This is a genomic window from Bradyrhizobium genosp. P, from assembly GCF_049949265.1.
GTDB lineage: Bacteria > Pseudomonadota > Alphaproteobacteria > Rhizobiales > Xanthobacteraceae > Bradyrhizobium.
Map to the genome: position 1 here is coordinate 5,617,614 of NZ_CP188195.1, position 17,386 is coordinate 5,634,999.

Here is a 17,386-nt window from a genome sequence, read left to right on the forward strand (position 1 = left end):
GCCTGATTCACGCCACCTTCAGGCATAGCTCCGTGCCGCCTTTCAGCGGCAGCGTGATCGACAGGAAGCCGTTCTTGGGATCGCGCACGAACTCCAGGAAATCCGGCTCGGCATTGTCGTTCATGACATAGCCGCCGACCCGCAATTGCGGGGCAACGATCTCGATCACCTGGCGCGCCAGTGTTGGCCCGGTATCACCCGGCCAGCCATCGATCAGGATGAAATCCACGGGGACGCCGAGATCGCGCAGCGTCTCGCGTGCATCGCCCTCGCGGATCTCGGCATAGTCGGCAACGCCAGCGTCGGTGAGGTTGCGCTTGGCGGTCGCGACCTTGGCCGGCACGATCTCCGAGCCGATCACGGTGCCGCCGCCATTGTCGCGTACCGCGGCGGCGAAATAGAGCGTCGACATCCCGATCGAGGTCGCGAATTCGGCGACACGCTTGGCGCCGATGCCGCGACACAGCAGATAGATCAGCTCGCCCTGCTCGGGGTGGATCGAGAAGCCCTGCTCGGCATAGGCGTGCGGATCACGGCTGCCGGAACCACCGCGCGGCCCACCGCCGGCAGGCCTGCTGCGCGCGGCCTGCAGCCGATCGATGACGGCGGTGACGCGTGGGTCGGCAATCGCACTGTGCGGTCGATCGTCAGACATGACATGTCTCCTTCGGTGCGACGGCGTCACTGCTGCAGGATCTCGGCGGCAGCGCGCTCCAGGATTTTTGCGACGCGCCGCGCCTCGGCAGCGTCAGAGCCATGCTTGGCGCGCAGCGCGCGCTTTAGCGCATGGCGGGCACGGTGCAGATCGTCGGACGGGTCGCCATCGATATCGCCGGCGCCGGCGAAGGCTTCGCGCACCTCCTCCATGCGGCGGCCGATGCGCGACAGCGCCTCGAGGATGGCATCCGCCGTGGCACGGTTCTCGGCCAGATGCGCCTTGCCCTGCTCGGTGATGCTGTAGAGCTTTCGCGCGGCATCCTGGGTGATGCTGGCGTGGCCGATCTCCTCGAGATAAGTCAGCGCCGGATAGATCACGCCCGGGCTCGGGCTGTAGAAGCCGTCGGAACGCTCCTCGATCAATTTGATCAGCTCATAGCCATGCGCGGGGCGTTCGCCGAGCAGCGCCAGGATCACGAGCTGCAGGTCCTGCGACGAGAGCCGCCGGGAGCCTGGAAAGTCGCGGCCGCCGCCGCGCCCGAAAAAGCCGTGGCCGCCGCGGCCAAAGCGCTGATGCCGTCCGCCATGCCGGCCCATGGCGAAAATTCCAAACCGGAAGCCGTCGTCGTCTCGATTTCTAAACATGGTTACCTCGTTCATAAAACATATCTTACGATATATTTTGAGATGCTCTTTCTGCCAACCCACGTTTTCGTGAACGCCTACCCGCCGACCGCGCCCGGCCAACTCGGCGGGCGGCCTTTGACCGCGACATCAGGCTTGTCGGCATTCGCGCAGCCGGCCTATGGCTTGAGGCCGGTCTCCAATTCCCGCGATGTCATGCGCCCGAAGACGTTCGAAACCCATTGTCTGCACCTCCCCGCCACCACCAAGGTGGTGCAGTGGGAAGGCACGTCGGTGTTCAAGGTCGGCGACAAGATGTTCGCGCTATCAGGCGGCTTCATCGAGCGATCCGGCGGCTTCATGTTCAAGACCTCGACCATGGCCTTTCAGCTCCTGATCGAGCAGGGTTTCGCGCGACCGGCGCCGTACCTCGCGCGCGCCAAATGGGTGCAGTTGGTCGGCAACAGCGCCCTGCCCGACGCCGAGCTCAAGGCCTATCTCGACCAGGCGCATGCGCTGATCGCCGCGAAGCTGACGCGCAAATCGCGCAAGGCACTCGGGTTGGAAGACGCTGGGCCTGGACTGACCGGCCGCGCGATCAGACCTTCCTGAAGCTCGACCGGTATTGCGCCGGCGATACGCCGAGCCGCTCGCTGAACACAATGCGCATGCGGTCCGCGGAGCCGAAGCCGCAGTCAAAGGCCACAGCCTTCAAGGGCCGGTCGCTGCCCTCGAGCAGCCGCCGCGCCGCATCGATCCGCGCGCGCTCGACGAATTCGTGCGGCGTGAGACCCGTCTCCTGCGCGAAGGCGCGGCCGAAATTGCGCACGCTCATGCCGACGATTTCGGCCAGCGACTGCAGCGTATGCCGCGCGCCGACATGCTGCATGACCTGGGCCTGCGCCCGTGCAATCGGCGAATCCTCGTCGACCGGTGCCGTCAGATAAGGACTGAACTGGGACTGGCCGCCCTGGCGCTGCGCCACCACGACCAGCCGTTTTGCGACCGCGACCGCAACCTGCGGACCATGCCGCTCGCCGACCAGGGCGAGCCCAAGATCGATGCCGGCCGTCACGCCCGCCGATGTCATCAGCCGCCCGTCGCGGATGTAGATACGGTCGTGCATCACCTCGGCGGCCGGAAAACGCGCGGCAAGGTGCGCCGCGTTCTGCCAATGGGTCGTCACCTTGTGGCCGTCGAGCAGCCCCGCATGGCCGAGCGCGAAGGCGCCGGTGCAGATCGAGCCGTAGAGCCCGGCACGCGCCGATGCCCAACGCAGCCACTGCATCATCGCGGCATCCGGCGCAGCGTCAGGCAGTGCCGGACCACCGGCAACCAGGACGATGTCGAAGGCCTCCTGTGCATCGTCAAAGCTGAGATCGGCCGCCATCTTCATGCCGTTCGAGGCCCGCAACGGCGCGCAGTCGACCGCGACCAGAACCGTCTCGTAGCCGTCGCCTCCGGCCACAAAGCCGTTGGTCTCAGCAAACACGTCGACCGGGCCCGCGACATCGAGCGCCTGTACGCCATCGTGGATTGCGATCGCGACCCTCTGAACAGCCATCCCTTTTTCTTGCCCTTTTTCTTGCCCTCTCCTTGTCCACCCGCTGCCCTGCTGGCGCAAAACGACGTGCCGATGGCCCAATCCGGCGGCGCGCGATCGTTGCGGCCGGCGGCCAAAACGGGCGACAAAGCGCTTAACGGATCGCGTCGTCAGGCGGTCCGAACACACCGCAGAGTTGGACCGCCGGACGCGTGTTTTCACGCCACGGCATCGTCTTGCCACATCAAGGAGCATCTTGAAATGACCGAGATCATCGCCGGTATCCGTGTCCCCGACAGCGCCATGGCTCGCGCCGCCACGCAGCTCGTCCGCGATACCGAGGACGACCTGCTCTACAATCACAGCCGCCGCGTGTTCTTCTGGGGCGCGCTGACCGGCAATCGCCGCGAGCTGAAGTTCGATCCCGAGCTGCTCTATATCGGTGCCATGTTCCACGACATGGGGCTGACCGAGGCGCATGCGAGCCGCGATCTGCGTTTCGAGGTCGATGGCGCCAACGCCGCGCGCACCTTCCTCAAGAGCTATCGTGTGCCGGAGCGCGACATCGAGGACGTCTGGACCTCGATCGCGCTGCACACCACGCCAGGCGTTCCCGAACACATGCGGCCCACCATCGCGCTGGTGACCGCCGGTGTCGAGATGGACGTGCTCGGCATCGCCTATGACGATTTCTCGCACGAGCACCGCGACCATGTCTGCGCGCATCATCCGCGCGAGGCAAACTTCAAGGAAAACATCATCGATCACTTCGCCAACGGCATCATCCGAAAGCCGCTGACCACCTTCGGCAACGTCAAGGCCGACGTGTTGGCGCTGAAGGACCCGACCTACAGCCGAGTGAATTTCTGCTCAATCATCCTCGGCTCGAAATGGCCGGGATGACGCAACGCCAGGAACTAACGGGAGACGACCATGACCATCGCCATCAAGACAGGCTACGCCGACACCGAACGCGCAAGTAGCGCGGAAGACAATTTGCGTATCGATGACCATCCGATCCGAGCAGATTATTGGCTCGCCGTCGCGCTCGAGGACAGCTTTCCCTGCAGCGACCCGATCTCGTCGATGCGCATCGATTGAAACGCGGCGGGCATCTCGACCAACCGGATACGCCGCTCGCCTCGCTATCCGAGCGGCGTGTCGGAATCGACTGACAGCAATTTCGGAAACAGTTCCCTGAACGCGAACTTGTCGTCGCCCTTGGCACGGTCGAAGCGCAGCACGACGTCGAAGCGGCTGCCTTCCCATTTGGTCGGCGGGGTGCCCTTGCTGACCGGGATCAGCGGAAGGATGTCGGCGATGATCGACTTGTGCTCCCAACACAGCAGCACGACGCCGTTCAATGCCAGCAGCGCGGGGACGAGTTGCGGCTCGGAACCCTTGGCGAAGCTTTCGTTCGGCGTCAGCTTCCGCCGCGCGGCGAGCGCCGAGATCGTCTCGGCCGGCCGGCGGCTTGGCGGCTGGTTGGGTTCATTGTCGGGTCCCGGCGTCGCGGCATAGATGGCGTCAGGCTTGACATAGTCGCCCTTGGTGAGGTCGGTGCCGAACAGCGCCGCCCAAGCCCCGGCGCGCTGCCAGCCGCGGATCACCAGCGATTCCGTGTCGGACGCGCCATCCGTCATGAGACCAGGCCCCGGCCAGACGTCTCCGGGCTTCTCGGCGTGGCGAATGATGAAAAGCGTGAGCGCATCCATGTCGACCTCGCGGCAAAAGCGTTGGCATTTGGAAATATCGTAGGCCGCGCCGATCCTATCGAAGCTATTTCCGTCATACAATCAAAACAGGGTGTAGGATATATTATCTATCTAAGGGTGTTTACCGCGACCCGCAACCAACGCCGCCCGTGGCGGCGCCACTCCCTTCACGGACGATCTCCAGCCTAGTGCGCCGGGCCGCTGTCAGGACCGGGATCCTGGCCTGTGGCCGAGCCCGCGAGCCGGTCGAGATAATGGGCCCAGCCCTTGTCGTGGCTTGCGCACTGCGCTGCGTTCGGCAGGCCGCTATGGGTCATGCGCAAAAGCGTGCCGCTGTCCTTGTCGATCAGGTCGATCTCGATCAGGCTCGATCCCGGCGGCATCTCTTCGCCGCCCTCCCAGCCGAAACTGTAGGCGAGACGATGCACCGGCACGACTTCGCGGAACGCGCCACGCGCGGTCCGCGCGTGGTCGCCAGCGACGCCCTTGAGATAGAAGAGTCCGCCCGGGTGCAACTCGGTCGATGCTTCGAGACCCATCCAGCTCACGATCTTCTGCGGATCGGTCAGGAAGGCGAACACGGTGCCGGCGGAGCGGCGATCTGGATCTCGCGTTTTACGATGAAGGCTTCGGTCATCGATCATCCTCCCATGGCGATCTGGTGATGGGGATAGCGCGTGACAAGGCCAGTGCGTCAACCCCATGATGGGCTGATGCAGTTGTCTTCGACGCTGACCTGGCTGGTCGACGCCGCCGCCGAGACCGCGGGCGCCAACCGGTTGCTGGCGGAACTCGGTGCCCACCTGCTTGTGGATGGCCTGCCGCTCGCCGGCGGCGCGCTGACGCTCCAGGTTCCGCATCCGCTGATCGCGAGGCGCACTTGGCTGTGGCAGGCGAATAATGGCGATGTCATCGAAGCCCTGGGCTTCGCGCCGCAGGAGGCATTCACGGTGCCGGATGCGGGCCCTTCCGGCGATGCCGGCCGGCGCTGGCTTCACGGGCTTGCACAGGGCCCGGTGCATGAAGACATGATCGGATCGCGGCCGGATGGGCCGACGCTCAGCTGGATCGGAACGCGCCCGTTCACCAACGACGAGACCGATCGATTGTGCCAAGCCGCGCGTTTTGCTGCGGCACCGCTGGCAGCCCTCACCGCGCGTGCCACGTTGATCGCGGCGCTGGAGGCCTATCTCGGCCGGCGCAGCGCAGCACGCGTGCTGGCATCCCCGTTGCGACGCAACACCGGCGAGACCATTCAGGCCGCTCTGCTCTATGCCGATTTGCGCGGCTTCACGGCGCTCTCCGAAAACCATCCGCCGGCCGAGGTGATCGCGGCACTCGACGCCTGGTTCGATCGCATCGCCGGCGCGATCCATGCCTTCGGCGGCGAGGTGCTGAAATTCATCGGCGACGGTCTGCTCGCGATCTTTCCGGTCACGACAGGCGCGCGCAGTGCATGCGAGGCAGCGCTGCGCGCAGTGTCGGCCGCGCGTGTCGGAATGACACATCTCGATGCCGCGCGCCGCAAGCAGGGGCTGCCGCCGCTGCCATTCGGCGCGGCGCTGCATCTCGGCGAAGTGCACTGGGGCAATATCGGCGCCGCCGACCGGCTGGACTTCACGGCGATCGGCTCTGCCGTCAATCTCGTCAGCCGGCTCGAAGGGTTGTGCAAGCCGCTGGAGCAGACGGTGCTGGTCTCGGGTGTGCTCGCCGCCGAGACCGAGATGCCGCTGGTCGCGCTCGGCATGCATGAACTGCGCGGCATCGCGCTGCCATGCGCCGTCTTCACGCTGCCGAACGATTGACCCGGTCATCGGATGAGCCGCAGCCACGGCGCCAGATGGAACGCGCTCATCAGCGCATACATCGGAACCATGCCGCCAAGCGAAAACGGTCCCTGCATGGTTGCGCAGAGCATGTCGGCGGGTCCGATGGCGGCGATCAGCGCCATGACCGCGAAGGTCGGAGCTGCCGCCAGCGCGAGAAAGCGCGCCACGACATGGCCATATCCGCCGAACCGTGTCGCAAGCCAATCCTGGCGTGTTCCGATTCCGCGGTCGGTCATCATTCGATCTCCGTGGACGTGGCGTTTCCCGTCATGTGCTAGGCTAGGACCGGACCGCGGAGGGCGAGAGTGACAAGTGTGTCGGGATTCGCATGGACTCGCTGATCACGGCTGCGGCGCGCGCGCTCGCGGCGGGTGATCTCCTCGGCGCACTGAAACGGGTGGGCTTGCGCGACGACGCGCCGGCGCTGGCGATACGTGGCATCGCGATGGCCCGGCTCGGCGATTTTGTCCGCGCGAAGGATCTGCTGAAGCGCGCCGGCCGGGCCTTCGGCCCGCGCGAAGCTGTCGCCCGCGCGCGCTGCATCGTCGCCGAGGCCGAGATCGCGCTGGTCTTGCGCGACCTCGGCTTTCCGGCCAGGACGCTGGCGGCTGCTCGCGCAGCGCTCGAGGCGCATGGCGATCGGCTCAATGCCGCGCATGCCGCCTGTCTCGAGATCCGCCGCCTGCTCCTGATTGGGCATCTCGATGAAGCCGAGCGTATGCTCGCCGACCTCGACCCGACGCCTCTCCCTGCCGCCTTGCGGGTCGGCCACGAGCTCGTCACCGCAGGGATCGCGATGCGGCGGCTGCGGACCAAGCCCGCGCGCGAGGCGCTCGCTCGCGCCGATTCCGCCGCGCGCCGCGCCGGCATCGGCGCACTGGCGGCCGAAGTGGAACGCGCCGCGCACCTGTTGACCGTGCCCGCGGCACGCCTGATCGGGAAAGGCGGCGAGCGGGCGCTGCGGCTCGACGAGGTCGAGGCCGTGATGGCCTCCAAGGCGCTCGTCATCGACGCCATCACATATGTCGTACGCGACGCACGCACCGAGATCTCGCTGACCCGGCGGCCCGTGCTGTTCGCGCTGGCCCGTGCGCTCGGCGAAGCGTGGCCGAACGACGCGGCGCGCGGCGCGCTGATTGCGCGGGCGTTTCGCGGCAAGCACGCCGATGAATCGCATCGCGCGCGGCTGCGGGTCGAGATCGGGCGGCTGCGCCGGGCGCTGCGGCCGCTAGCCGATCTGCGCGCGACCCTGGACGGTTTCGTGCTGAAACCGCACGGCCGGCGCGATGTCGTGGTGCTGGCGCGCCCGGTCGAGGAGGAACATGCCGCAGTGCTCGCCTTCCTCGCCGATGGCGAGGCATGGTCGAGCTCGGCGTTATCGCTTGCGCTCGGCGCCAGCCAGCGCACCGTGCAGCGCGCGCTCGACACGCTGGCCGCTTCAGGCAAGGTGCAATCCTATGGCCGCGCCCGGGCGCGCCGCTGGATGATGCCGATGGTGCCGGGATTCACGACGGCCTTGTTACTCCCTGCCCCGCTGCCGAACGGCTAGCATCACACCGCAATCGAGAGAACAGGAGCGGAGCATGAAAAGGTCGGCGGCCCATATCGTCAGGGAATACGCCTTCGAGGGGGTCGAGAGCGTGCACGGCGTCACCTTCGACGGCGAGCAGGTCTGGTTCGGCGCCGGCGACCGCATGATCGCCTTCGATCCCGAGAGCGGCAAGACCACCCGCACGATCGAGGTCGCGTCGCATGCCGGCACCGCCTTCGACGGCACATGCCTCTATCAGATCGCCGAGGACCGTATCCAGAAGGTCGATCCGCATACCGGGCGCGTGATATCCACCATCCCCTCGCCCGGCGGCGGCCGCGATTCCGGCCTCGCCTGGGCCGAAGGCGCGCTCTGGGTCGGACAGTATCGTGACCGCAAGATCGTCCAGATCGATCCGGAGACCGGCACGATCCTGCGCACCATCGAGTCCAACCGCTTCGTCACCGGCGTCACCTGGGTCGACGGCGAACTCTGGCACGGCACCTGGGAAGCCGACACCAGCGACGTGCGGCGCATCGATCCGCAATCCGGCGAGGTCCTGGAACAGCTCGAGATGCCTGAGGGAGCCAAGGTCTCCGGACTGGAGTCCGACGGTCGCGACCGGTTCTTCTGCGGGGCCGGCAGCACGAAGAACAAGGTGCGCGCGATCGCGCGGCCGAAGCGAAGCCGCGCGTGATGCGCATGAGGTGATCCGCACCGGGCGGATCACCTCCATGTCAAAGCCTTACGCCGGCGCTGCCACGGCTGCGGGCCGCGCAGCCGCCGGGAACGGCCTGAAGGTCATCATGATCAGGAAGGCCCCGAGACCGACGGCCCAGGATCCGACATAGAGCCACGTGTAGCTCGCAAAGGTGTCGTAGATCAGGCCGCCGGCCAGCGGTCCGGTCGCCATGCCGAGGCTGCCGGCCATCGCGGTGCCGCCGATCACGGTGCCCATCATCCGCAGCGGGAAGTTCTCGCGCACCAGCACGGAATAGAGCGGCATGGTGCCGGCATAGATGAAGCCGAACATCGCCGCCACCGTGTAGAACGCGGCGAGCTCGCGCACGAAGACGTAGCCGAGCGCGCCGAACGCCTGCGCCAGCAGACCGAACACCAGCACGTTCTTGGCGCCGAAACGGTCGCCGAGCAGGCCGAAGGCGATGCGGCCGCCCATGCCGGCAAGGCCTTCGACGCTGTAGATCGTGACCGCCGCGATCATCGGGATGCCGCAGGTGATCGCGTAGCTCACGGTATGGATGATCGGCCCCGAATGGGTGGCGCAGCAGAAGAAGTTGGTTGCGATCAGGGTCATGAATTGCGGCGAGCGTAGCGCCTGCGCCAGCGACATCGCCGGCTCGCCGCTCGCGGACGCCGCGGAGGCGTGGTCGTTCTGCAGCGCGGGCGCGCGGCGCACCAGGAACGAGACCGGGATCATGATGGCGGCGACGACACCGGAGACGATCAGCATCGAGGTCCGCCAGTCATGGCTAGTGACGAGCCATGCCGCGAACGGCGACATCGTCATCGGCGCCATTCCCATGCCCGCCGACACCAGCGAGACGGCGAGGCTGCGATGGGTGTCGAACCACCCGGTGACGCAGGCCATCATCGGCGCGAAGATCGCGGCACAGGATGCGCCGACCAGCACGCCGAACGTGAACTGAAATGCCAGCAACGACGGCGCCCGGCTCGCCAGCGCGAGACTCGCCGCCAGCACGACCGATCCGGTCAGCACCACCGGGAGCGGCCCGAGCCGGTCAGATAGCGTGCCCCAGATCATGCTGGTGCAAGCCATCGCCAGGAAGCCGATCGTCATGGCGCTGGAAATGCCGGTCACCGACCATCCGGTCTCCCGCGCCATCGGTTGCAGGAACACCGGCAGCGAAAACATGCCGCCAATCGCGACGCAGCCCAACAGCCCTCCGGCCGCGACGATCACCCAGCGATAGTGAGAATTGCTCATTCCTGATCTCCCAGTGAGCTTGGTCTGGGTGGAAGACGAACGGGGTGCGGCGGAACCGACAGCCGATTGTAGCGCTGGCTCACTTTTTTGCGAGACCGTAGCCGACGGACAACCACGGTCAGCGCTTGATCGCATCGCATCCGCGCATCGCTCGCAACGCCGGCACCGCGATAGCCGCCTCTCCGCGCCCACTTGACATTCAGAGGTTGCAGGCGTATTTCCGCGGCCCTCGCGAGCGCCATGCCCGCGACTGAATGCGAGCGAACCTGTGATACTGAAACCGCAACACGGACACGAATGCCTCCGCAGACTATCCATCTGTCTACGGCCGAACGTCTATGCATGCCCGGTTCATGGGAGTGGTCTCGCTTAAGCGCGATCGACAATCCGTACTTACGGACCCTCCCGAGCCAGCCGCTTCGGAGGGTTTTTTGTTGCCCGCGCGCGGCCTGCTCGACCTCCGGCAAAGATAACCTCGAAGCCTCTGCCTGAACCGTTTCACGTTCAGGCATGTTCAGCAGGAAACAAGACCATGCGACGAGCTGATCCCTATCAGGAACGTGCCCGCGAGCTCTGCCTCGCTGCCGGCGTTGATCCGGATTCCCGTGTCGGCGAAGGCCGCGGCCAGCCGGCCTGGTGCCTGTATCGCGATGCTGCCCGCAAGGAGAAGCTGGCGCGCGAGGCCGATGCGGCCTCCGCCGAGATCGCGATGCTGCGCCAGCAGGAAGAGCGTTTCAAGAACGCGCCGATGAAGGTGTTCGGCGAACACGACGCGGCGACCATCGCGCAGATGCGTAACTGCATGGCGGTCGGCAATGTCGTGTCCGGCGTGATCTGCGCGGACGGCCACCTCGGCTACGCCCAGCCTGTCGGCGGCGTGATTGCCTATGAGAAGCAGATCAGCATCTCCGGCGTCGGATTCGACATCGGTTGCGGCAACATGGCCGCGCGGCTCGACGTCCGCTTCGACGACATCAGTGCGATCGCCCCGACGATCATTCGCGACGTTGCGAAGGTGATTTCCTTCGGCATCGGCCGAAGAAACGTCGAGACGGTGGAGCACGCGCTGTTCGACGATGGCGACGCGTGGCGCGAGAGCGACATGGAGGCGTATCGACAGAAGGCCGTCGGCCAGCTCGGCACGGTCGGCTCCGGGAACCACTATGTCGACCTGATGCGTGACGAGGCCGGTTTCGTCTGGATCGGCGTCCATTTCGGAAGCCGCGGACTCGGGCACACCAGCGCGACCCGCTACCTCAAGGCTGCCGGCGGCAAGGATGGGATGAATGTCCCGCCCGCGATCGTCGACGAGGATTCCGAACTCGGGCGTCGCTACATCGCGGCGATGCAGCTCGCGGGCCGATACTCCTATGCCGGCCGCGAATGGGTCGTGGAGCGGGTTCGCCGGATCATCGGCGGACAGGTGACCGAGTCCGTGCACAACCACCACAACTACGCCTGGCGGGAAACGCATGGCGGCAAGGACCTGTGGGTGGTGCGCAAGGGCGCAACGCCGGCCTTTCCCGGTCAGAAGGGATTCGTCGGCGGGTCGATGGGCGATGATGCCGTCATTCTCGAGGGCGTCGATAGTCCGGAAGCCAAGGCCTCGCTGTACTCGACCGTGCACGGCGCCGGCCGGTTGTTCGGCCGCAATGAAGCGAAGCGCCGGTTCACGCGCGAGGAGATGGACCGATGGCTGAACGAGCGCGGCGTCACCCTGATCGGCGCCGATCTCGACGAAAGCCCGATGGCCTATCGGCGCCTGCCCGACGTGCTCGCCCAGCACGCCGGAACGGTGAAGGTGCTGCACACGTTGCGGCCCTTTGCCGTCGCGATGGCGGGTGAAGGCGAGTTCGATCCATTCAAGGACTAGGACGAGGCGTACGCGCCTCGCCGCCGCTGCCTCTTGGCTCAGTTGCCAGACCGCCCGGTTCTGAACGGGCGGTCCGCGGTTCAAGCCCGCGAGAGGCTGCCGGTGCGGTGGCGAAATGGGAACGCTGCGGTCTGCAAAACCGCCATGAGCCGGTTCGATCCCGGCCCGCATCTCCAACGTCAGCCCCCCTCACTCCGCGGCCTCGCGCTGCGGAACGCCCTGCTCGATGTCGAGTTGCAGGATATCGTTGAAGCGGTTGAATGCGCCGCACAGTGCGATCCGCCAGGTCAATTCGACGATCTGCGCTTCCGAAAAATGCTCGCGGAGGCGCTCGAAGATCTCGTCGCGCGTCTTGTTCCAGTTGTTGGTGACGGCGATCGCGTATTCGACGACGAGCTTGTCGACGGCATCGAGCTCGGGATGATCCTTGTAGTCGAGCAGCCGTTCGGCGCCCGCCTCCGTGACGCCCTGGATCGCGAGCTTCGGGGCATGGTGCGAGACGCAATAGTCGCACTTGTTCAACAGCGACACCGTCACCAGCGCGAGCTCGAGATGGCGCTTCTTGACCGCCGCTTCGTCAGCGAGATCCACCAATAGCGACCACATATGCCTGAAGATCGGCGGCCGGTGCGCCATCACCCCGGCCTGGTTCTCGAACGCGCCATAGGTCGTCATCTTGTCCCACAGCGGCTGGAGCGCGGGCGGCAAATCGTCTCTCGTCTTGATGGACACGCGTGACATGGATCTTACCTCTGAGCGGAATGGCATCGGCGCAGCCTGCCTCCGTTCGCTGGCTGCCGCAAGCCGCGGCATTGCAGACGTCACGCGAAGAAACGGCGCAGCTCCGCGGCGACATGCGCCGGCATATCCCCGGACCGACTTAAGGTCAGAACTTCTTGCCTTTGCTTGGCCGCTTCTGCTCGGTTCCGGTGTCCTTGAGCTCATCTGGCGTCACGCGGCAGTCGCCGTTCTTGTCGTATTGCAGAATGAATTCGCTCCGCTTCTCGACGAACTCGCTGCGCGTTATCTTGCCGTCCTGATTTTCGTCGAAATAGCCGAAGTCGGCGTCGGCAAGCGCACTGCCGACCCGACGAACAACATCGAACTCCGCAGGCGTAAGATTTCCGTCGCGGTTACGATCGGCCCGATCAAACACCCGCCCGAGATAACCTTTCCACTCGTCGCAGGTGTAAACGCCATCACGATTGGCATCCCAGCTCTCGGCCATGCTGGCCGGCGAACGATCCCGGCCCGAGGGCGGCCGCGACGAACCCTGATCCGACGAAGCCGTCTGCGCCGATGCAAAGGGAATCGTGGTGCAGAGCAAGCTCACCGTTGCGATCATTCCACAGATAGATGCCGAGCTTCCGCGCAAAATGTTGCCTCCTCGTCGCCGTCCTGAAGTCAGCGGGAGTTGTCGGTTCGCCGTGGCGAAAATGCGGAAGGACGCGGCGCGGATACAGGTCGTTACAATTTGGACCGGTGCGTTTCTCGCGCGACGCAATGTTGTTGATCGAACAGCGATCGCAAGGAGCACTCCGGTGGAATAGCTGGCGCGCCGGGATCACTCCTCCTCCGCTTCGTGCTTCACCGCACGCAACAGATTGTCGCGCAGCCTGACGACGCCCTTCTGCACAACCGCAAACTCGTCCCCCAATCCGCAGGCCCCGATCACCGACGCGCCGAGGTCCGACTCGAGCAGGCGGCGGCCGGCCGGCGTGAGGCTCAGCCGCACCTGGCGCTCGTCCGCCGGATCGCGGACGCGGCGGATATAGCCGCTCTGCTCCAGCTTCTTCAGGATCGGCGTCAGCGTGTTGGATTCCAGGACGCATCCGATTAGATCGGATACGATATAACTCCAACCGAAAGGAATTCGCCATGACTGCCACTGCAAAGGTTCTCTTCACCGGAAAGACCCACGTCACCGCCGGCCCCAACGGCGCCGCCCATTCCCGCGACGGCTTCCTCGACATCAAGCTGCCGCAGCCACACCCGGCCGCGGAAAACCTGTTCGCCGCCGCCTGGTCGGCCTGCTACATCGGCGCGATCCAGCTCGCCGCGACACAGCGTAAGGTCAAGCTGCCGAGCGAGCCCGAGGTCGACGCCGAAATCGATCTGAATTTGGCGGGCAGCGATTTCTTCCTGCGCGCACGCCTCAACGTCCACGTTCCCGGCGTCGAGCGCGAGGTCGCCCAGCAACTGATCGAGGCCGCGCATGGCATCTGCCCCTACTCCAAGGCCGTCCACGGCAACATCGATGTGACGACCACGCTCGTCTGACACGATCAGGTAACCGCATGACAAGCCGACCTGGCTCGACATCCTCAACGCCGACCGGCCGCTCGCCGGTCGGGTCCGCGCAGGTCGGCGACGTCAAGGACATCAGGAGTTCAACATGAGCAACATTTTTGCAAAAACGACGCGGGCGCTCGCGATTGCCACGCTGGTCGCCGGAAGCCTACTGGCCCTGCCGGCAGCACAGGCGCAGCAGCCGGCCGGCATCAAGCGAACGGACTTGCAACGCCACGACCTCAGCGCGCCCGGACGCGAAGCCGTCCAGGTGCGAGTCGACATCGAACCCGGCATGGCGTTCGGCCGCCACACCCATCCCGGTGAAGAGATCATCTATGTGCTCGCGGGCACGCTGGAATATGACATCGACGGCAAGCCGCCGGCGACGCTGAAGGCCGGCGACGTGCTGTTCATTCCGGCCGGAACGATCCATGCGGCAAAGAACGTCGGCAATGTCACCGCCAGCGAGCTTGCGACCTACATCGTCGAAAAGGACAAGCCGCTGCTGACCCTGGTCAAGTAGCACCCGGCGTAGGCAAACAAAGCGACACGCCAGCCGAAATGCTCTGAAAGAATGTGTCCGAGCGGCCAGAACACGGTGGCGGCCAATCCACCGAACAATGTGATCTCGGACATGGCGCGTCGCGCCTCCGGTCCGCCGATCCGGGCCAGTGCCGCGAAGGCGGCGTCATACAGCGTCAGCCGCATGCCGAGACCAAGGACGATCCACGAAACATAATAGGTCGCGACCTGATGCGAGACGGCAAGACCGGCACATCCGACGGCATTCATCAACGCGCCGACGACCATGACATCCCGGCCGCCCGATCAACTGCGCGGCTCCTAGACCGACGACGGAGGTGCGTCGCCGCCCGGACCAAGCGGGCGCTGCATCAGCACGGTGTCGACCCATTGCCCTAGCTTGAAGCCGACCGATCGCAACGTGCCGACCGGCTCGAAGCCCATGCGGCGATGCAGCGCGATCGATCCGGCGTTGCCGCTGTTGCCGATCACGGCCAGCATTTGCCGCCAGGGTCCAGCTTCGGCGCGCGCGATCAGGGCCTGGAGCAGCGCCGCGCCGAGACGGCGGCCACGCAGCGCCTCCGACACGTACACCGAGTCCTCGATCGTATGGCGATAGGCCGGCCGCGGCCGATACGATGTCGCGTAGGCGTAGCCGGCCACCCGTCCGTCGATGTCGGCGACGAGATACGGCAATCCTGCCGCCAGCACGGCGTCGCGGCGCCCGAGCATCTCGTCCACCGTCGGGGGCACCTCTTCGAAGGTTGCCAGCCCGTTCAACACGTGATGCGCGTAGATGCGCTGCACATCCGCCATGTCGGCCTCCATCGCGTCGCGGATCACAATGCCGTTGATGTCTCCAGTCATGCCGTCTCTCTGCCAAGGCCGTCAGCGTTGCCCCAGCATGCCGGATCGCGTTATATAAGTGAAGCTTTGATAGCCTATGCGATGCATAAGAGATACTTTGATGAAGAGCCTCAATCTGGATTACCTGGAGAGCTTCCGCATCGTGATCGAGAGCGGCACCTTCTCGGCCGCGGCCGAACGACTGCAGCTCACGCAGCCGGCGGTAAGCCTGCAGGTGCGCCAGCTCGAGAAGAACCTCAACGCGACCTTGATCGAGCGCGTCGGACGAAAAGCGCGACCGACCGCCGCCGGAGCGGCGTTGTTGGACCACGCGCAGCAGATCGACGCCGCCGTTGCATCGGCCGTCGACGCTGTCGCGCAGCAGACGACCGGAACGGCGGGGCGTGTGCGGCTCGGCACTGGCGCGACCGCATGCATCTTCCTGTTGCCGCCGATCCTCAAGGAGTTGCGGACGGCGCTTCCCTCGCTCGAGATCACTGTCACGACGGGCAACACCGCTGACGTCGCCAAGGCGGTCGAGGACAATACGATCGACATCGGGCTGGTCACGCTGCCGGTGTCCGGGCGCAGCTTCGAGATCACGCCGGTCATGAATGACGAGTTCGTGCTGATTGCGCCGTACGACATGGCGCTGCCGGCGCGGATCACGCCGGCCGTGTTGGCGACCAGGCCAGTCGTCCTGTTCGAGCCCGGCGGCAACACGCGGCGCACCGCGGACGAATGGCTGGCGCGCGGCGGCGTCTCGCTGAAGCCGTTGATGTCGCTCGGCAGCGTCGAGGCGATCAAGGAGATGGTGCGGGCCGGGCTCGGATGCGCCATTCTGCCAGGCATGGCGGTGACTGCGAAGAACAAGCCACGCGACTTGGTGGTCAGGTCGCTGTTGCCGAAACTCTACCGCCGGCTCGCCGTGGTGATCCGCCGCGACAAGCGCCTCGATCGCGGGCTGAGAAAGACCTTATCCGCGCTGAAAACGATCTCGACGAAGGACGACGATCGATAGGGAGGACGCTACGCGCCCTCCCCGCGCCCTATGATGTTGACTTGCGTTCTTCTTCAGCGATCTTGCGGAACGCGGCGACGCCGGCGTCCGTCACGGAGGCCCACTTTGCGTTCGGCGTAGCCTCGGCATCATAATTGTCGTGCCAGTTCCACCATTTATAAGGCGGGCTCTGCGGGTAACCCTTGGGCGAGTCCTCCCAGACCTCCTGACGCCCGAGCGGCGTGATGTCGAGATAGCTCCAGACGGTTCCCATCGCCTCATCGCCGCGGCTGTTGATGAGGTAGCTGCGGAAGATCTGCTCGCCGTCGCGGACGAACACGTTGTGGCCATGCCATTCGCCGACGCCGAAATCCGCGTCGAAACTGTCCGTGATCGTGTACCAGGGCATCACCCAGTCCATCCGCCTCTTCAGCCGAGCGATGTCCTCCTGCGGCGCGCGCGAGGCATAGACGAGCGTGGTGCCGCGCTGATTCAGATGAGACAGATGACTGACCTGATCGGCGCCGAGCGAGCAACCGCGGCAGGCGTGATCGGGCCAGCCGAACACCCCGGGTTCGAAAAAGGCGCGATAGACGATCAGTTGCCGGCGGTCCTCGAACAGATCGAGCAGGCTCACTCTGCCATCAGGTCCTTCGAACGCGTACGCCTTCTCGACCGCCATCCACGGCATCCGCCGCCGTTCGGCGGCGAGCGCATCGCGCGCGCGCATCAGCGCTTTCTCCTTCACCAGCATCTCCAGACGCGCCGCCTCCCAGGCCTCTCGGGACACGATCGGCGGGGTGTGTATCGCGCCCTGTCCGGTGTTGCGGTCGTTTTCGGGTGATTTGCTTGTCATGATCTCAATCTCCGAATGGGACAAAACGCCGGGGCGAAAGCGCAGTTCCATCGCCGCCGGTCGCTCGTCGTTGGTCATGGCCCAACTTGGCGCAGCGGCAGCCGATGGTGGGAGTGACAAGTGTGTCGGGAT

General features: G+C 65.5%; 21 protein-coding genes, 2 tRNA genes and 2 pseudogenes. 12 read left to right on the forward strand and 13 right to left on the reverse strand.

Going from position 1 to position 17,386, the window contains the following annotated elements; translation table 11 throughout:
- Positions 1–7: 7 nt before the first annotated feature.
- Positions 8–655: an O-methyltransferase gene (locus ACP2YO_RS27250; protein ID WP_426434252.1), complete on the reverse strand. Its 648-nt coding sequence runs from the start codon at positions 653–655 to the stop codon at positions 8–10.
- 26 nt (positions 656–681) lie between these two features.
- Entirely contained in the window at positions 682–1,302 is a 621-nt protein-coding gene (locus tag ACP2YO_RS27255) for a PadR family transcriptional regulator (RefSeq protein WP_426434253.1), read from the reverse strand.
- 195 nt (positions 1,303–1,497) lie between these two features.
- Between ACP2YO_RS27255 and ACP2YO_RS27260 the strand changes: the two genes are divergently transcribed.
- The gene (locus tag ACP2YO_RS27260; protein ID WP_426443322.1) at positions 1,498–1,893 is read left to right on the forward strand and encodes an MmcQ/YjbR family DNA-binding protein; all 396 of its coding nucleotides are present in this window, start codon (positions 1,498–1,500) and stop codon (positions 1,891–1,893) included.
- Here the strand turns inward: ACP2YO_RS27260 and ACP2YO_RS27265 are convergent.
- On the reverse strand, positions 1,880–2,845 hold the full coding sequence (locus tag ACP2YO_RS27265; RefSeq protein ID WP_426434254.1) for a GlxA family transcriptional regulator: 966 nt from the start codon (positions 2,843–2,845) through the stop codon (positions 1,880–1,882). The genes ACP2YO_RS27260 and ACP2YO_RS27265 overlap by 14 nt on opposite strands.
- Before the next feature lie 240 nt (positions 2,846–3,085).
- On the opposite strand from ACP2YO_RS27265, the gene ACP2YO_RS27270 reads away from it, so the two are divergent.
- On the forward strand, positions 3,086–3,727 hold the full coding sequence (locus ACP2YO_RS27270; protein WP_426434255.1) for an HD domain-containing protein: 642 nt from the start codon (positions 3,086–3,088) through the stop codon (positions 3,725–3,727).
- A 30-nt stretch (positions 3,728–3,757) separates the two neighbouring features.
- The gene (locus tag ACP2YO_RS27275) at positions 3,758–3,925 is read left to right on the forward strand and encodes a hypothetical protein (protein WP_426434256.1); all 168 of its coding nucleotides are present in this window, start codon (positions 3,758–3,760) and stop codon (positions 3,923–3,925) included.
- A 44-nt stretch (positions 3,926–3,969) separates the two neighbouring features.
- Here the strand turns inward: ACP2YO_RS27275 and ACP2YO_RS27280 are convergent, their stop codons facing one another.
- Together ACP2YO_RS27280 and ACP2YO_RS27285 are read right to left on the reverse strand one after the other, a co-directional pair.
- Positions 3,970–4,539: a histidine phosphatase family protein gene (locus ACP2YO_RS27280; protein WP_426434257.1), complete on the reverse strand. Its 570-nt coding sequence runs from the start codon at positions 4,537–4,539 to the stop codon at positions 3,970–3,972.
- A gap of 185 nt (positions 4,540–4,724) precedes the next feature.
- A pseudogene (locus ACP2YO_RS27285) lies at positions 4,725–5,176 on the reverse strand (SRPBCC family protein).
- A 76-nt stretch (positions 5,177–5,252) separates the two neighbouring features.
- On the opposite strand from ACP2YO_RS27285, the gene ACP2YO_RS27290 reads away from it, so the two are divergent.
- Positions 5,253–6,344, forward strand: coding sequence for an adenylate/guanylate cyclase domain-containing protein (locus tag ACP2YO_RS27290; protein WP_426434258.1), 1,092 nt, complete (start codon positions 5,253–5,255; stop codon positions 6,342–6,344).
- 5 nt (positions 6,345–6,349) lie between these two features.
- Here the strand turns inward: ACP2YO_RS27290 and ACP2YO_RS27295 are convergent, their stop codons facing one another.
- Entirely contained in the window at positions 6,350–6,607 is a 258-nt protein-coding gene (locus ACP2YO_RS27295) for a hypothetical protein (RefSeq protein ID WP_426434259.1), read from the reverse strand.
- Positions 6,608–6,696: 89 nt separating this feature from the next.
- Between ACP2YO_RS27295 and ACP2YO_RS27300 the strand changes: the two genes are divergently transcribed.
- Both ACP2YO_RS27300 and ACP2YO_RS27305 read left to right on the forward strand, forming a co-directional pair.
- Positions 6,697–7,917, forward strand: a complete 1,221-nt coding sequence (locus ACP2YO_RS27300; protein ID WP_426434260.1) for a helix-turn-helix domain-containing protein — start codon at positions 6,697–6,699, stop codon at positions 7,915–7,917.
- A 34-nt stretch (positions 7,918–7,951) separates the two neighbouring features.
- Positions 7,952–8,596: a DUF5074 domain-containing protein gene (locus ACP2YO_RS27305; protein WP_426434261.1), complete on the forward strand. Its 645-nt coding sequence runs from the start codon at positions 7,952–7,954 to the stop codon at positions 8,594–8,596.
- Between the two features lie 48 nt (positions 8,597–8,644).
- Here ACP2YO_RS27305 and ACP2YO_RS27310 read toward each other — a convergent pair whose 3' ends face one another.
- Positions 8,645–9,865: an MFS transporter gene (locus ACP2YO_RS27310; RefSeq protein WP_426434262.1), complete on the reverse strand. Its 1,221-nt coding sequence runs from the start codon at positions 9,863–9,865 to the stop codon at positions 8,645–8,647.
- Positions 9,866–10,397: 532 nt separating this feature from the next.
- Here ACP2YO_RS27310 and ACP2YO_RS27315 point away from each other — a divergent pair.
- The 3 genes from ACP2YO_RS27315 to ACP2YO_RS27325 all read left to right on the forward strand — a co-directional run bounded on the left by ACP2YO_RS27315 (position 10,398) and on the right by ACP2YO_RS27325 (position 11,914).
- Entirely contained in the window at positions 10,398–11,738 is a 1,341-nt protein-coding gene (locus ACP2YO_RS27315; protein WP_426434263.1) for an RtcB family protein, read from the forward strand.
- A gap of 28 nt (positions 11,739–11,766) precedes the next feature.
- Positions 11,767–11,837, forward strand: a tRNA-OTHER gene (locus ACP2YO_RS27320).
- Positions 11,838–11,839: 2 nt separating this feature from the next.
- Positions 11,840–11,914 (forward strand) — tRNA-Cys (locus tag ACP2YO_RS27325).
- Positions 11,915–11,927: 13 nt separating this feature from the next.
- On the opposite strand, the gene ACP2YO_RS27330 is transcribed toward ACP2YO_RS27325, so the two are convergent.
- From ACP2YO_RS27330 to ACP2YO_RS27340, 3 genes and pseudogenes are all read right to left on the reverse strand, one after another.
- Positions 11,928–12,479 (reverse strand): carboxymuconolactone decarboxylase family protein, encoded by a 552-nt coding sequence (locus ACP2YO_RS27330; protein WP_426434264.1) that lies wholly within the window; start codon positions 12,477–12,479, stop codon positions 11,928–11,930.
- Between the two features lie 145 nt (positions 12,480–12,624).
- Positions 12,625–12,966 carry an EF-hand domain-containing protein gene (locus tag ACP2YO_RS27335; protein ID WP_426434265.1) on the reverse strand — a complete coding sequence of 114 codons (342 nt, stop codon included), beginning with the start codon at positions 12,964–12,966 and terminating at the stop codon, positions 12,625–12,627.
- 336 nt (positions 12,967–13,302) lie between these two features.
- Positions 13,303–13,563, reverse strand: a pseudogene (locus ACP2YO_RS27340) (transcriptional regulator, SarA/Rot family); the annotation flags it as partial.
- Positions 13,564–13,616: 53 nt separating this feature from the next.
- Between ACP2YO_RS27340 and ACP2YO_RS27345 the strand changes: the two are divergent.
- Both ACP2YO_RS27345 and ACP2YO_RS27350 read left to right on the forward strand, forming a co-directional pair.
- The gene (locus ACP2YO_RS27345) at positions 13,617–14,018 is read left to right on the forward strand and encodes an Ohr family peroxiredoxin (RefSeq protein WP_426434266.1); all 402 of its coding nucleotides are present in this window, start codon (positions 13,617–13,619) and stop codon (positions 14,016–14,018) included.
- 115 nt (positions 14,019–14,133) lie between these two features.
- A complete protein-coding gene (locus ACP2YO_RS27350) occupies positions 14,134–14,553 on the forward strand; it encodes a cupin domain-containing protein (protein WP_426434267.1) in 420 nt (139 codons plus the stop codon).
- On the opposite strand, the gene ACP2YO_RS27355 is transcribed toward ACP2YO_RS27350, so the two are convergent.
- Positions 14,508–14,822 (reverse strand): hypothetical protein, encoded by a 315-nt coding sequence (locus tag ACP2YO_RS27355; RefSeq protein ID WP_426434268.1) that lies wholly within the window; start codon positions 14,820–14,822, stop codon positions 14,508–14,510. The genes ACP2YO_RS27350 and ACP2YO_RS27355 overlap by 46 nt on opposite strands.
- Before the next feature lie 51 nt (positions 14,823–14,873).
- Positions 14,874–15,419 (reverse strand): N-acetyltransferase family protein, encoded by a 546-nt coding sequence (locus tag ACP2YO_RS27360; protein WP_426434269.1) that lies wholly within the window; start codon positions 15,417–15,419, stop codon positions 14,874–14,876.
- Positions 15,420–15,519: 100 nt separating this feature from the next.
- Here ACP2YO_RS27360 and ACP2YO_RS27365 point away from each other — a divergent pair, with 100 nt between their 5' ends.
- Entirely contained in the window at positions 15,520–16,419 is a 900-nt protein-coding gene (locus ACP2YO_RS27365) for a LysR family transcriptional regulator (RefSeq protein ID WP_426434270.1), read from the forward strand.
- Positions 16,420–16,447: 28 nt separating this feature from the next.
- On the opposite strand, the gene ACP2YO_RS27370 is transcribed toward ACP2YO_RS27365, so the two are convergent.
- Positions 16,448–17,254: a DUF899 domain-containing protein gene (locus tag ACP2YO_RS27370; protein ID WP_426434271.1), complete on the reverse strand. Its 807-nt coding sequence runs from the start codon at positions 17,252–17,254 to the stop codon at positions 16,448–16,450.
- Positions 17,255–17,386 lie beyond the last annotated feature (132 nt).